13 protein-coding genes are annotated in these 13,208 nt (G+C 63.8%); 10 read left to right on the forward strand and 3 right to left on the reverse strand.

Annotation, left to right across the window (positions count from 1 at the left end; all coding sequences use genetic code 11):
• The first annotated feature begins 455 nt into the window (after positions 1–455).
• Genes ACZ881_RS07760 through ACZ881_RS07770 form a run of 3 tightly spaced genes read left to right on the forward strand, consistent with a single transcriptional unit; the run spans position 456 to position 3,350 of the window.
• The gene (locus tag ACZ881_RS07760; protein WP_476113948.1) at positions 456–1,871 is read left to right on the forward strand and encodes a hypothetical protein; all 1,416 of its coding nucleotides are present in this window, start codon (positions 456–458) and stop codon (positions 1,869–1,871) included.
• Positions 1,872–1,881: 10 nt separating this feature from the next.
• Positions 1,882–2,676, forward strand: a complete 795-nt coding sequence (gene nth / locus ACZ881_RS07765; RefSeq protein WP_178995226.1) for an endonuclease III — start codon at positions 1,882–1,884, stop codon at positions 2,674–2,676.
• Complete coding sequence (locus ACZ881_RS07770) at positions 2,673–3,350, forward strand: NUDIX hydrolase (RefSeq protein WP_178995224.1); 678 nt, start codon at positions 2,673–2,675, stop codon at positions 3,348–3,350. The genes nth and ACZ881_RS07770 overlap by 4 nt, the downstream gene beginning before the upstream one ends.
• A gap of 39 nt (positions 3,351–3,389) precedes the next feature.
• Here ACZ881_RS07770 and ACZ881_RS07775 read toward each other — a convergent pair whose 3' ends face one another.
• Both ACZ881_RS07775 and ACZ881_RS07780 read right to left on the reverse strand, forming a co-directional pair.
• Positions 3,390–3,590, reverse strand: a complete 201-nt coding sequence (locus ACZ881_RS07775; RefSeq protein WP_054808913.1) for a YegP family protein — start codon at positions 3,588–3,590, stop codon at positions 3,390–3,392.
• A 188-nt stretch (positions 3,591–3,778) separates the two neighbouring features.
• On the reverse strand, positions 3,779–5,470 hold the full coding sequence (locus ACZ881_RS07780; protein WP_476113952.1) for a bifunctional 3'-5' exonuclease/DNA polymerase: 1,692 nt from the start codon (positions 5,468–5,470) through the stop codon (positions 3,779–3,781).
• Positions 5,471–5,642: 172 nt separating this feature from the next.
• On the opposite strand from ACZ881_RS07780, the gene ssd reads away from it, so the two are divergent.
• From ssd to ACZ881_RS07815, 7 genes are all read left to right on the forward strand, one after another.
• Entirely contained in the window at positions 5,643–6,797 is a 1,155-nt protein-coding gene (gene ssd / locus ACZ881_RS07785; protein WP_476113954.1) for a septum site-determining protein Ssd, read from the forward strand.
• Positions 6,794–8,041: a TadA family conjugal transfer-associated ATPase gene (locus ACZ881_RS07790; protein WP_476113956.1), complete on the forward strand. Its 1,248-nt coding sequence runs from the start codon at positions 6,794–6,796 to the stop codon at positions 8,039–8,041. The genes ssd and ACZ881_RS07790 overlap by 4 nt, the downstream gene beginning before the upstream one ends.
• Entirely contained in the window at positions 8,038–8,832 is a 795-nt protein-coding gene (locus ACZ881_RS07795) for a type II secretion system F family protein (RefSeq protein WP_476113959.1), read from the forward strand. Before ACZ881_RS07790 ends, ACZ881_RS07795 begins: the two co-directional genes overlap by 4 nt.
• Positions 8,832–9,428, forward strand: coding sequence for a type II secretion system F family protein (locus ACZ881_RS07800; protein WP_476113961.1), 597 nt, complete (start codon positions 8,832–8,834; stop codon positions 9,426–9,428). The genes ACZ881_RS07795 and ACZ881_RS07800 overlap by 1 nt, the downstream gene beginning before the upstream one ends.
• A 169-nt stretch (positions 9,429–9,597) precedes the next feature.
• Entirely contained in the window at positions 9,598–10,008 is a 411-nt protein-coding gene (locus tag ACZ881_RS07805) for a DUF4244 domain-containing protein (RefSeq protein ID WP_476113963.1), read from the forward strand.
• Positions 10,005–10,391: a TadE family type IV pilus minor pilin gene (locus ACZ881_RS07810; protein WP_091470423.1), complete on the forward strand. Its 387-nt coding sequence runs from the start codon at positions 10,005–10,007 to the stop codon at positions 10,389–10,391. The genes ACZ881_RS07805 and ACZ881_RS07810 overlap by 4 nt, the downstream gene beginning before the upstream one ends.
• 11 nt (positions 10,392–10,402) lie before the next feature.
• Positions 10,403–10,750 (forward strand): Rv3654c family TadE-like protein, encoded by a 348-nt coding sequence (locus ACZ881_RS07815; RefSeq protein WP_476113966.1) that lies wholly within the window; start codon positions 10,403–10,405, stop codon positions 10,748–10,750.
• Between the two features lie 86 nt (positions 10,751–10,836).
• Here ACZ881_RS07815 and ACZ881_RS07820 read toward each other — a convergent pair whose 3' ends face one another.
• Positions 10,837–13,179, reverse strand: a complete 2,343-nt coding sequence (locus ACZ881_RS07820) for a DEAD/DEAH box helicase (protein ID WP_091470425.1) — start codon at positions 13,177–13,179, stop codon at positions 10,837–10,839.
• Positions 13,180–13,208 lie beyond the last annotated feature (29 nt).

The following is a 13,208-nucleotide window of genomic DNA, read 5'->3' on the forward strand; positions in this document are numbered from 1 at the left end:
TCATCGATCTTTGCTGCGCGGATCCTGCCGTGAGGTCCCCGCCCGGGCCGTCGTCGGCGTCGAGCGCGTCCCTTAAGGGTCCGCAGAGTGCTGTCCGGCATCAACACTATCGCTTAGCGAAGTGCTACGTGTGCGTCGTCACAAATGCGGCCGTGAGCGGCGCGGATTTAGCGACGAATGGCGGCTTCGGCGGTGGGGAACCGTTTACATGACGCACGACGGCGGACCCGGGCCGCCGCTGCCAGCGGGGGATCGGTGGGCTGCAATCCGTAAGGAACCTTGGAGTTTGCTGTGGGCGAAGCTGTATGGCCGTTTTCAGCTAGAACCCTGTCAGTGGGGTGACATAGGCTGAAGAAGTCTTGGGACGCACTTCTGGCGTGTCCGGTTCTCGGCGGAATCCCGCGGAGGTCGCCGGGCCGGACTGTCCAAGACGCCGCCGTACGAAGGAGAAATAGATGAACCAGCTGAGCCCAGGCCCGCACGACTCACAGCCGACGGGACCGGACACCACGGCTGGAACGGCCACCTCTGCAGGTGGCAACGCTGCTGCTAAAAACGACGCTGCCGGCAAGAACGACGCTGCCAAGTATGACGCCGTCGCCGGGCCATTCACCATCCGCGATCTTACTGTTTTCGGCTCCACACTCCTGATATTCGTCGCGTCGCTCCTGCCGATGTTCGGGGACCTTTACAACCTCTGGAACCTCGGAAACCTGTTCTTCCTGCTGCTGGGCATCATCCTGCCGCTGGTGGTGGTGGCGCTCTTCGTGGCACGCAGGCTGCAGCCGGGAACAGTCGTCCGTGTTGGCTCGCTGTCCGTCGATCAGTTCGCGTCCGTGGTTGCCTCGTTCGCGTTCCCCTTGTTCTTCCTCACTATTGCCAACTCGTTCAATGGCAGCGTCCTGCTGGGTTTGGTCGGTTCTGTAGGCCTGCTGGCTGCAACGGTTCTGGCTCCTCACCTTCCGTGGCTTTCCGCTGATTTCAAGGGCCGTGCTGAGACGCCGGCTCACGTTATTGCCCGCGAAGCAGCTGTGCCCAGCCGCAAACCGGCTGCCCCCAAAGCGCCGAAGGCCCCTAAAGCGGCCAAGCCTGCCGCCACAACCGGTTCAACGCCGGGATTCCAGGGATCGACGCCCGGATACGAAGCACCCGTCGCCCATGTTTCAGGTACAGCGGCAGCCGCAGCTTCCACCGGCGCTCCCGGCGCGGGCGCTCCTGGCGCAGGTGCCGCCACAGGCTCCAGCCCCATCGCTCCGCCGGCCAGCTACGGAACTACGCCGTCGCCGGCTACCGATGCGTCCGCCGTTGTGCATTCAGCCGACGATAAGCCGGCGGACGGTACCGGCTCCGGAACATCCGGACCGGCAACCGCTGGCTCCGCATCTCTTCCCGCGCCGTCCGGCGCAGGCGCTTCTCCCGCCGTTCCTTCGCCGGAGCGCACGGAGTCCGGGAAAGAGTCTGGTGCAAAGGACGCCGAGGTAAAGGCCTCCGGTACAGCGTCCGAGCCAGCCACCACCCAGCATGCGGCTCAGCCCGCTACCACTCAGCCAGCGCCTCAGCAGCCTTGGGCTGCAACCATGGCCACGCCCATAGTCTCCGGTGACACACGCAGGGTCAGTGACTCGATTGGCGCCACCGTGGATCCGGCCAGCCGTCCGGAAGAATCAGATTCCCCACAGTACGAGGCCTTCTGGTTCGCCGTCGCCCAGCCCCGGACCGCGTACGACGAACACTCCGGCGCTCCCGCTTTCACCATCGAACCCGGCGGATGGGTCCTGGCGTTGGAGGACCGCGGTCATGAATTCCTGGTCCAGGACACCGACGGCAAGGTTGGGGTTCTCCGGGAGCTCAGCAACATCGAACGCGGCTAAGCAGGACCCCGTGGCCATCGCTGAAGCTGGTTCGCTGCTCGCACTCAAACGCCGGGCACGCAAGATCAACAGGGTTCTCGCTGACAAGTATCCCTACGCGCATGCGGAGTTGGATTTCAGGAACCCCTTTGAGCTGGTGGTGGCCACGGTCCTCTCGGCCCAAACCACTGATGTGCTGGTCAACCAGGTCACCAAGATCCTGTTTGCCCGCTACCCGGATGCCCGCGCCATGGCTGAGGCGGATCCCCTGGAGCTGGAGACCATACTTCAGCCGACGGGCTTCTTCAGGGCCAAAGCGAGGAACGTCCTGGCACTCAGTACACGGCTTGTGGATGAGTACGACGGCGTGGTCCCGGGACGTCTTGAAGATTTGGTGACGCTCCCGGGCGTCGGGCGCAAGACCGCGAACGTGGTTTTGGGTAATGCGTTCGGCGTTCCCGGGATCACGGTGGATACGCACTTTGGCCGGCTGGCCCGCCGGTTCGGGTGGACGGCCTCGGACGATCCTGTGAAGATCGAGTTCGACGTCGCCGACTTGTTTGAACCCCGGGACTGGACCATGCTCTCGCATCGAGTGGTGTTCCACGGTCGCAGGGTCTGCCATTCCAGGAAGCCGGCCTGTGGTGCCTGCCCGGTCGCGAGCCTCTGTCCGAGCTATGGCGAGGGCGAAACGGATCCCGTCAAGGCAGCCAAGCTGCTGAAGTATGAGCTTGCGCCTGGAAACGAAGAGTTGCTGGAAAAGCTCCTGGCCGAGACGCACAGGGCTGCGGAGATCCGCATGGAATCGCAAAGGAGGCCCGGGTGACCGCGCTTGAGGAACTTTCAGCGCTGGTCGCCCGCTTTGAAGACGGCCAGCAACAGCACACGGCCCTCTGGGAGAAGCTTCCCGTCACCCCCGAAACCAACCGGGCCGCGGCAGTCTTGATGCTTTTCGGCGTACTGGACAACATTCCTGCCGAATCGGGGCGGCCTATCGCGCCGGCCGACCTCGATGTCCTCTTGCTGGAACGGGCGCACACCCTTGACGACCATCCGGGCCAAGTGGCGTTCCCGGGCGGCAGTGTGGATCCGGAAGATGAGTCGGTAGTGGCGGCCGCCCTTCGTGAAGCTGTGGAAGAAACGGGCCTGGATGCGGGTGGCGTCCGGGTTCTCGGAGTCATCCCGGAACTTGGCCTCATTCGCAGCAACTTCCGGGTGACGCCGGTGCTGGCGTGGTGGGATGCACCATCGCCCATTCGGGTAGTGGACTACGCCGAGTCTGCGCAGGTCTTCAGAGTGCCCGTGCGTGACCTCCTGGACCCGGTTAACCGCGTCACGGCCACCATCTCCCGGTTCGGCCGCACGTACACCAGCCCTGGTTTCACCGTAAATGGCGTGCTGGTATGGGGCTTCACGGGACTGGTCCTCAGCGGCCTCTTCGACGAACTGGGCTGGACCGTTCCCTGGGACAAGGACAAGCTGCGGGATATCGACCTCTGACGAGTCCTCAGCAGACTGGCCCTGCGCGCTGGTGACTTTTTAGGCAGCCTTGCGGGCCGTCGTCGAACGGTCCACGATCAGTCCGGTCGCGGCGTTTTCCCGCACGGCGTTAATGCCGGCGACCACGCCTTCCAGGTGCGTGAAAGTTGGTGATACGGCCACGACGGTTCCGTCAGCCGCAGTAAGGCGGAACCGGTAACCTTCGTCGTTGTCCTTGAGAATTTCAAACCTGCCAGCCATCGAAATGCTTCCCCCTTTTGATGCTTCCTTGCACACAGATGTGGACCAGCAAAACTATCCACATAGTGAGACTAGCCAGAACCAAGGGCGAACTAAAGTTACTTGGCAGTACCCGTACCCGGCGGGTCATCCCGGCTCATACGGGGAGATATGACTGGATAGTCCAGCGGCTTCGGGCTATGGTCCGGCTACTTCGCTTTGTCGTAGGAATCGACGACGGCGACACTCACCGGAAATTCCACAGGGATCCGCCCGAACATCAGTTCTTTCGCCGCTGTTGCCGCTTCTTCGATGGCCCTGATACAGGCGTCTACTGCGTGGTCGGGTGCGTGAACCATCACTTCGTCGTGCAGGAAGAAGACGAGTTCCCCGATGGGTGAGCCTTCGGCGCGCGAAGCCCTCAACCGCCGTCGTAATTCCGCCAGCCAGCACGCCGCCCATTCAGCAGCCGAGCCCTGGACTACGAAGTTGCGGGTGAAACGGCCCCTGGACCGGGCCAGGTTGTCAGCGCGGCGCTGTTCCTCGGCAGTGGTGGATTGTTGGCTCCGCAACCAACCAGCCGACGGTGGCGGGCTGCTCCTGCCCAGCCGGGTGGTGACTGTCCGGCCTGCTTCGCCCTCACGAGCAGCCTGCTCCACGAACCCGACGGCGCGTGGATAGGTACGCGTGAGCTGCGGCATGAGCCTGCCCGACTCACCCGTAGTAGCGCCGTAGATGGCTCCCAAAAGCGCAATCTTTGCTTTGGCACGGTCACCGCCAAAACCTTGGGCAGCGATGCCGGCATAGAGGTCCTTGTCGCGAGCCGCCTCCGCCATTTTCGTGTCTTGCGCCAGTGCCACGAGGACCCTCGGCTCCAATTGCGAGGCGTCGGCGACGATGAGTTTGTGACCCGGGTCCGCATGGACCGCGGCCCGGATGTTACGCGGGATCTGGAGCGCACCACCACCGCGTGATGCCCAGCGGCCGGACACTACCCCACCCACCACGTACTCCGGGTGGAACCGCCCGTCACGTACCCACGCGTCCAACCAGGACCAGCCGTTGGCGGTGTGCAGGCGGGAAAGTTTCTTGTAGGCGAGCAGGGGCTGGATGGCAGGGTGCTTCGATTCCTGGAGCTCCCATTGACGGGTGCTTTTCACCTCGATTCCGGTCCGGTGCAAGGCACGCATGAGGTCCTGCGGGGAGTCCGGATTCAGGCTGGGGGAGTTAAGGATGCTCCGAAGCTCGGCGCAGAGAGCCTCAAGTGCCGGCGGCCGGTGCCCGAGCGGCGGCCTGGGACCCAGGACATCGGCGAGGATCTGCTGATGCAGCTCTTCGCGCCAAGGGACGCCGGCGTGCTGCATCTCGATGGCGATGATGGCGCACGCCGACTCCGCGGCAAGGAGTAGCTGTAGGCGTTGTTTCTGCTGGTGAGCCTCGGAGACCTGGGAGATGGCGCGCTGCTGGGCAGCGAATTCTTCCCTGACTTCGGCCAGCCCCGCTTTGGAGCTGGACGGTGCAATGTCCTCGAAGAGCGCGCCTTGGTCCACCGGCGGTGGCGGCGGCTGAAGAGCCCGTGGCGGTGTCGAGTCGTCGTCCTGCGTGAGCTTGACCGCATGCCTGGCGTAGTCCGTATGCGCAGTGAATTCAGAGTGGGCCAGAATGGCTCCGCAGAGCGCCAGATCGTGGCAGCGCTCCAGTTCCATGCCATGGGTCAGCAGTTCCGGGTACCAATCCTGGGCGCGATGCCAGACCCAGCGGGGCCGTTGCGCTTCGAATTCACGCACGACGCCGGGCAGCTCGCCACGGGTGACGACGCGCGCGTCAGCAGTGGCCTTTCCGGTGGGGGAGATCCTTTGTATGGCTGCGCCTTCCTGGTGGGCGGCGAGCAGCAGATACATGATTCCATTCTGCCCTGTGCGGAGGGGTGCTGTGGTGGTTCTGGTCCTGGTGCGGGTCCCGGTCCCGGTGCGGGGCGCGACTGTTCCTCCACAGCTGCGGCCGTCCCGGGTTGTGCACATAAGGGCATGCAGACCTTATGCAGTCCCGGCCGCGTCAATCAGTGTGAATGCCATGAGCATGCGAAATCGTCGGCAAGGGCAAACCAGCAAGCACCACGGGCAAAGCAGCCGCACACCGCAGGGGGACGCAGACGGATCCTGGGTGCCCCGCGACGCCGTCGGGATACTGCTTGTTTCCGGCGACCCCTACCTTCAGGAAGAAGCCAAACGGATAATCGCAGCGGCAGGCGGAAGCCTCAGAATGGCCATTGACGTGGCGGAGGCCGTCCGTGGTTGGGATAACGCCGACGTCGTTTTAGTGGGCAGTGATATCCGCGAACTGCCCCCGCGGCGAAGGGCTCCCACGGTTTTGCTCGGCAAAGCCTCTGAAGGTGACGGGCTATGGCGTTTGGCTGCTGCGCTGGGAGCTGAACGGGTAGCCGTCCTTCCCGAGGCCGCCGCCTGGCTGGCTGAACACCTCAGCATGTCCGGATCTCCAGACCCCGGGGGCACGGTCATCGGAGTCATCGGCGGCAGTGGTGGGGCGGGAGCTACAACCACCGCGATTTGGCTGGCCCAGGCTGCGGCAGGGCATGGCGTCAGCACCGTGCTCATCGATGGTGACCGTTGGGGCGGAGGACTTGAACTGGCGGTGACGGCCGACGAGATTCCGGGCCTACGTTGGCCGGATTTCGCCGAAACCCGCGGCAGCCTTGATCCCTCGCAGTTCCGGGACTCCCTGCCCGTCGCAGGCGGGTTCGCCTTCCTGTCATGGCCCGGGACCAGGGAACCGGCCCATATCCCCGCGGCCGGTGCTGTAGCTGCCGTAGTTGATGCCGCACGCCGAAGCTTCGAACTCGTCCTGGTGGATATCGGGCGCAGCGCGGAAGGACTGGGGACGCTCGCGTGGGACTGCGACAGGATCTTGCTGCTGAGCAAGGCCCACCTCAAATGCGCGGTGGCGGCCGCGCGCGTCCTCAACGAGCTCCCACCCGTCGACGTCGGACTTCTGGTCCGCGGAACCGGCGCTACGTCCGTGGACGCTCCGCTGATCTCCGAGTCTTTGGGATTGCCCTTGTTGGGCGTCATTCCCGAGATGCGTGGCGTGGCGTCAGGCACCGAACGTGGACGGTTGCTGGAACTCGGACGGCGAAAACCGATCAGCCGCTTAGCCGGTTCTGTGCTGGAGTTGAACTCTGTGCTGGAGTTGAACGGCGCCATCCAATGAGCCGCTTCGCCGAGGGAACCCGCCGTCGGCAGGGCCGCAGGCTGGACACCGTCCTTCTTGAGACGGTGCGGGAGTCAGTGCTCGCAGGGGATGGACCCGTAACGCCGTCTACGGTCGCAGCAGCTGTGCAGGCCAGCGGCAGGCTACTGGGTACTGCCGGCGCGTTGGAAGCGGCGGAATCCATCAATGCGGAACTGAACGGGCTGGGACCCCTCCAACACCTTGCCCAGGATCCTTCGGTCACTGACATCTTCGTTAACGGTCCCGATTCAGTCTGGTTGGACCGCGGTAAGGGCTTGGAACGTTCAGCGGTTCACTTCGATACTGAACAACAGATCAGGTCGCTGGCCACCCGCTTGGTTTCAGCCGGGGGCAGGAGACTGGACGACGGCTCCCCCTGCGTGGACGTCCGGCTCAAGGGAGGCTACCGGGTGCATGCAGTCCTCGCACCGATATCAACGGCAGGCACCCTGTTGTCCATCCGCATCCGCCGGGAAGAGGTGTTCACCCTGGCCGAGTTGAGGGAACGCGGGATGTTTTCTGAGCACGTCGAGTCGGTTCTGCGTGCCATCATGGCGCACAAATTGAGCTTCCTTATTAGCGGTGCCACAGGCTCAGGAAAGACAACCTTGCTCTCCACCATGCTCGGGTTGAGCCATCCGGCGGAGCGATTGGTGCTCATCGAGGACGCCGCCGAGCTCAACCCCGTCCACCCGCACGTAGTGACGCTGGAATCGCGCCACGGAAACCTTGAGGGAGGAGGGGCCTTGGACTTGGGAGACCTGGTCCGCCAAGCACTACGCATGCGGCCGGACAGGCTGATTGTAGGCGAGTGCCGAGGCGCCGAAGTCCGTGAATTGCTGACCGCACTCAACACCGGTCACACCGGTGGCGGTGGGACTATTCACGCCAACACCGCCGAGGCTGTGCCAGCACGATTGGTGGCCCTCGGCGCCCTGGCTGGCTTGAACGCCGAAGCCGTCCGGTTGCAAGTCTCCAGTGCCTTGGACGTGGTGATTCACGTAGACCGATCCTCGTCGGGGCGGAAAGTGGCATCCATTGGCGTAGTCGTCGATACACGGGCGGGCCAGAAAGTAGTGCCGGCCCTCAGCTGGAGCCGGTCAGGAATGACATACGGCCCAGCATGGCCCGGACTCGCCGCCCGGCTCTCCCTGGCGCCGCTTGAAGTGGACGGCTATCCGCAACACGATGATTTGTTGCCACAAGCCGTGGACGGCCCATGATCGGGGCGATTGTCCTCATGGCCGCACTGGCGGCGTGGCTGCAGTTCAGCGGCCATGGTGCCGGGAGGCGACGAATTCGGACGAGCCTGCGGGAGCCGAGAGGCCGGAGTGGTAGCACCAAGGCTCGCGTGGGGGTGTGGCACGGCCGCTCACGACGAAAGCGGACTGAGCCTTTGTCACTTGTGGTGCTGGTGCAACAGCTCGCAGCCCTCCTGCGCGGCGGGCGGGGAACCACCAGGCTGTGGGAAGAACTATGGATTGTCCATGGTTCACGGCAAATCACGGACGGTTGCCCGGCCGTAGTAGCGCAGAAGGGGAATGCCGGGCTGTCGCACGAGTCGCTACAGGTACTTGCAGCAGCACGGGCAGCGTCAACCGTTGGAAATTCTGCTGCCGAAGCCATCCGTGGAACGGCAGAAAAGGTGTTTCCGCGACGCGGACGTTCCGAACGACGTGTGTGGATGGAACTGGCAGCATGCCTGGACATCGCCGAAACCAGCGGCTGTCCTTTAGCTGACCTCCTCACCCGGTTCGCAGCTCAACTGGAAGCCGAAGAAGACTCCGAAGCAGCACGCCAGACGGCGCTCGCAGGGCCCAAGGCTACCGTTCGCCTTTTGTCGTGGCTCCCGGTGTTCGGGCTTGGCCTGGGGATGGCATTGGGCGTGGATCCGTTGGGGATCTTGCTGAACAACTTCCTGGGGGTTGCCACGTTCGCGGCTGGACTCTTCCTGACGGTGGCAGGCCGGGTTTGGTCCTCACGGCTGGTCGCCTCTGCGGCTGGAGGCCGCTGATGCCCGGCGCTCCGGTGTTGTTGATGATCACAGTCATGGCACTCGCCGCCTTCATCAGCTTCGCGGCACCCACGCGGCTGAGGGCGCGGCTACGTCTTCGTGACTGGGATTCTGAAGCGCCGCAGGAGTCATTGATGGCAGCCCACGTTGACCCGGCTGCGGACGGGCTCCGCGATACTGCAATGATGCTGGAGCTGGTGGCCTCGATGCTCGACGCGGGCGCTGGAATACGGCGGGCACTGGAACTTATCGCAAGGTGTGCGTCACCTCCAATCAGGCAATCACTCCGGCCGGTTGTTGCCGCACTTGCCCTTGGCGCCGACTGGGAGACTGCCTGGCGGTCTCCTACCAGACCTCCGGCTGAAGTAGTCCGGCTCAAGGACGCACTGGCTTTTGCAGCCCTGACCGGTGCGCCGTCTGCTTCCATCCTCTATGCACAGGCCGCGAGGGAACGGCGCGAGCAGTTCCGGGCCGCGGAGAAGCGGGCAGCTGCCTTGGGGGTAAAGCTGGTGGTTCCTTTGGGTCTCTGCTCGTTGCCGGCCTTTATCTGCCTTGGAATCGCCCCCGTCCTGATCGCCATGCTTCCCTCTGGCTGAGATGCAGGGGCAAAGCCTGCTCGATGAGGAACTCCGACCTTTCCTCCACAACCAGCCAGTCAGGAGTGTTTATCCACTTGTACGAATCGACTTCTTCCGGGTTACTCCACGCCACGGAAGAGTCGATTCTGTCGGCAGACCCGCTGGCACTTCTTGAAAGGAACCCACCGTGAAAACTACCCTTCCTGACATTCTCCGTGATTTGCCCCGGGATCGACCGGCGCCTGTTGAAGACCCGGAGGATCCTTCCGGAGAACCGGCGACAACCCAGCAGTATGAGCTCTCCGAGTACGAGCTTGAACATAACGACCTCGAGCGATTCGATCTCGAGGACGAACTCGGGCAGTTCGAACTGGGATTCGACGATCTTGAGGAGTTCGGGGACAGGCAACTTGCTGACGATGGCTTCTGGGCAAGGACAAGGCTGATGGGTTCGGAAGTGGGCATGGCCACCGCCGAGTACGCCATAGCCACCCTCGCTGCTGTTGGGCTCGCGGGCCTCCTTGTAGTCATCCTTCGGAGCGAGGAGGTCCGCGGCTTCCTGCTCAACCTGATCCGTACGGCATTGTCCTTGCCATGACGGATGTGCTGCCTGCCCGCGGGAGAGTGTTCCGGGGAGAGACGGAACGTGGCGCTGTCACTGCGGAGTTTGCCGTCGCCTTGCCGGCCGTTGTGTTGCTCCTGGCATTCCTGCTGGCAGGCGGCGCAGCGGGTATCACCCAACTCCGGCTGGAGGAAGCGGTGAGGGCGGGAGCGCGCGCCTCCGCCCGGGGCGAGACGACCGGGTCGGTGGAAGGGATCGTCAAGCGGCTTGCAGGGGACGGCGTAAGCGCGACGCTGACCGACGACGGCGAGTGGCTGACCGTGACAGCTTCGTCGCCAGTAGGCGGAGCATTAGGACCGCTTGTCCCGTGGACGTTGAAAGCCTCCGCGTCAGCACGGGCAGAAGCGGGCACCCCGTGAAGAGGGTGTTGGTGAATATCCAGCCTGAGCGCGGGGCCGGAACCGTGCTCGCCCTGGGACTTGGGGCGGTGGTCATGGCGATGCTTCTTGGATTGCTTTTCCTCGCACAGGCAGGGGTGATGGCGTCCCGGGCCGCATCGGCAGCCGATCTGGCGGCTCTCGCAGCAGCAGATGCTGCCAGGGGTCTTGCTTCCGGGGAACCTTGTGCCGTCGCAGCAGACGTGGCCGAAAAGCACGATACGCAGCTCACGTCCTGCACGGTAGCCGGCGGGAACGTGGTGGAGGTCGCCACTGAGGTGGCAAACCCCTTCCGGTGGGGCGTTGCCACTGGCCGGGCACGGGCCGGACCCCCTGCGTAGGCGGCACAAACCGGCCGGTTCCTGCAGGACGGGCTTGGTGTCGGCGCTGTTTGGCTTGCGCCCTGGTGGTTGGCTGGCGCCCTTGCCTAGCTGGCGTCCTTCAACAACACGTCCAGGAGTGTGATGGCGGCTGCCTTGTCCAACGGGTTGTTCTTGTTTCCGCATTTAGGTGACTGAACACAGGACGGACAGCCGGCATCACACTCGCAGGCCTTGATTGCCTCCCGGGTGGCCGTCAACCAAATCTTGGCCTTTTCAAAGCCCCGCTCAGCGAATCCGGCGCCGCCGGGGTGGCCGTCGTACACGAAGATCGTTGGCACGCCGGTGTCGGCATGCAGGGCGGTGGAGACGCCGCCGATGTCCCAGCGGTCACTGGATGCCACCAGGGGGAGGAGCCCAATGGCGGCATGTTCAGCCGCATGCAGGGCACCGGGGAACTCCGCTTCCACTAGACCGGCTCCGTGCAGCGAACGGTTGTCCACCACGAACCAGACAGCTTTGGTAAACAGGTCGCGGGCTCCCAGATCGAGGGGTTCTTCACCGAGGATCTCGTTCGAAATCAAGGCCTTGCGCTGAAAGGAGACCACTTGTGTGGTTACTTTGACGTCGCCAAAGTGCACGGTGATGTCACCCCATTGGACCGATCGCGAGGTTTCAAGGACTTCGATCTGGGTTACATCCCGAGCCGTAGTGTAGAAGTCCGGATTGACCCGGCGGACCATCACGCAGTGATCGGTCTCGTTGAGGTCCTCCACCAGGTAGCTGTCACCTTGATGGACATAGATGGCACCCGTGTGGGCCTGATAGTGGGTCTGTGGCGAGTCCATGGTTCCCAGCAGGGACCCGGTCTCGGCGTCGACGATACTGACAGGGCCGCCGCCGTCGGCCCGGAGATTTACCATCCCGGCAGCGCTCTCGGGGTGGGTCCAGAACCAACCCGCGGGACGCTTGCGAAGGTAGCCCTGCACCACCAAGCGATCAAGGAGACCCTCGGCAGTGGGACCGAAGAGATCCAGCTCCGCCGGGCCGATAGGCAACTCGGCCGCCGCAGCGCACAAGTGTGGGCCAAGGACGTAGGGATTGCCGGGATCGAAGACTGTCGCCTCCACAGAGACATCAAAGATCGCTTCCGGGTGGTTCACCAAATAGGTATCCAGGGGATCATCGCTGGCCACAAAAGCCGCAATAGCGTCCTGCCCCGCGCGGCCTGCACGGCCGATCTGCTGAAAGAGCGAGGCCCTGGTGCCCGGCCAGCCGGCCACCAGTACGGCATCAAGTCCCGAGATGTCGATGCCAAGTTCCAGGGCGGACGTGCTGGAGACACCCAGCAACTGGCCGGACCTCAAAGCCTGCTCCAAAGCCCGCCGCTCCTCGGGCAAGTACCCGGACCGGTAGGCCGCCACCCGCCCGGGGAGACTGGGATCCACCTCATCGAGCAGTCTCTTGGTAATGGACGCAATGGACTCAGCGCCGCGACGCGACTTGATGAACGCGATGGTCCTGACGCGTGACGAGACGAGGTTGGCCAGTATATCCGCGGTCTCAGCTACGGCTGTCCTCCGCTGTTTTGCACCGTTCTCGCCTTTGACATCGGTCAGGGCTGGCTCCCAGAAGGCCACAGTAGTGGAACCGTGCGGAGAGCAGTCTTCGGAAACTTCACGGACGGGGGCGCCTATGAGCCGTCCAAAGGACACCCCGGGATCGGAAGCGGTGGCGGAAGCCGCTATGAAGACAGGCTCAGGGAAGGAGGTCCCCGCACCGTAATAAGCGCAGATCCGGCGCAGGCGACGCATCAAATTGGCCACGTGCGAGCCGAACACGCCTCGGTAACTATGCGCTTCATCCACGATGACGTAGCGCAAGCGTCTGAAGAACCGGGCCCACCATGTGTGGTTGGGAAGGATGCCGAAGTGCAGCATGTCAGGGTTGGCAAGGATGAAATTGGCGTGGTCACGGATCCAGCGCCGGGACGAGACATCGGTGTCGCCGTCGTAAGTTTCTGCCCGGACCGTTGGCAGCTTCAGCGAGCGGATCGCTGAGAGCTGGTCTGCTGCCAGGGCCTTGGTGGGGGACAGGTAGAGCGTGACCGCGCCGTCGTCGTGGATCTTTCCGGGATCCGACAGGACTCGCAGCTCCGAACGGTGTATCGCGTCCAACGCGGGCAGCTGATAGGCGAGCGACTTTCCGGAGGCAGTTCCGGTGGCGATGACGACGTGCTGCCCGGAATGGGCGAGATCTGCCGCCTGGATCTGGTGCCGGTACGGTTCGTGGATGCCCAGAGTGCCGTAGGCTGCCACCACATCCGGGTGGACCCAGCCGGGCCAGGGCTCGTTGACAGCTTTCCGGGCAGGGATGGTGTGGACATGGCGCAGCTGCTCAGGGTCCGGCGTCCGGCCCAGCAAGGAGATCAGTGAATTTGGTGCAGCCACCGAATCATTCTGTCACTGTGCGGGGCACG

This window comes from Paenarthrobacter sp. TE3676 (assembly GCF_056279165.1).

Excerpts from the sequence above, each read along its gene's own strand:
- ACZ881_RS07760 (WP_476113948.1), top strand. The coding sequence starts at position 456 with ATGAACCAGCTGAGCCCAGGCCCGCACGACTCACAGCCGACGGGACCG.
- ACZ881_RS07775 (WP_054808913.1), bottom strand. The coding sequence starts at position 3,590 with ATGGCTGGCAGGTTTGAAATTCTCAAGGACAACGACGAAGGTTACCGG.
- ACZ881_RS07780 (WP_476113952.1), bottom strand. The coding sequence starts at position 5,470 with ATGTATCTGCTGCTCGCCGCCCACCAGGAAGGCGCAGCCATACAAAGG.
- ssd (WP_476113954.1), top strand. The coding sequence starts at position 5,643 with ATGAGCATGCGAAATCGTCGGCAAGGGCAAACCAGCAAGCACCACGGG.
- ACZ881_RS07790 (WP_476113956.1), top strand. The coding sequence starts at position 6,794 with ATGAGCCGCTTCGCCGAGGGAACCCGCCGTCGGCAGGGCCGCAGGCTG.
- ACZ881_RS07795 (WP_476113959.1), top strand. The coding sequence starts at position 8,038 with ATGATCGGGGCGATTGTCCTCATGGCCGCACTGGCGGCGTGGCTGCAG.
- ACZ881_RS07800 (WP_476113961.1), top strand. The coding sequence starts at position 8,832 with ATGCCCGGCGCTCCGGTGTTGTTGATGATCACAGTCATGGCACTCGCC.
- ACZ881_RS07810 (WP_091470423.1), top strand. The coding sequence starts at position 10,005 with ATGACGGATGTGCTGCCTGCCCGCGGGAGAGTGTTCCGGGGAGAGACG.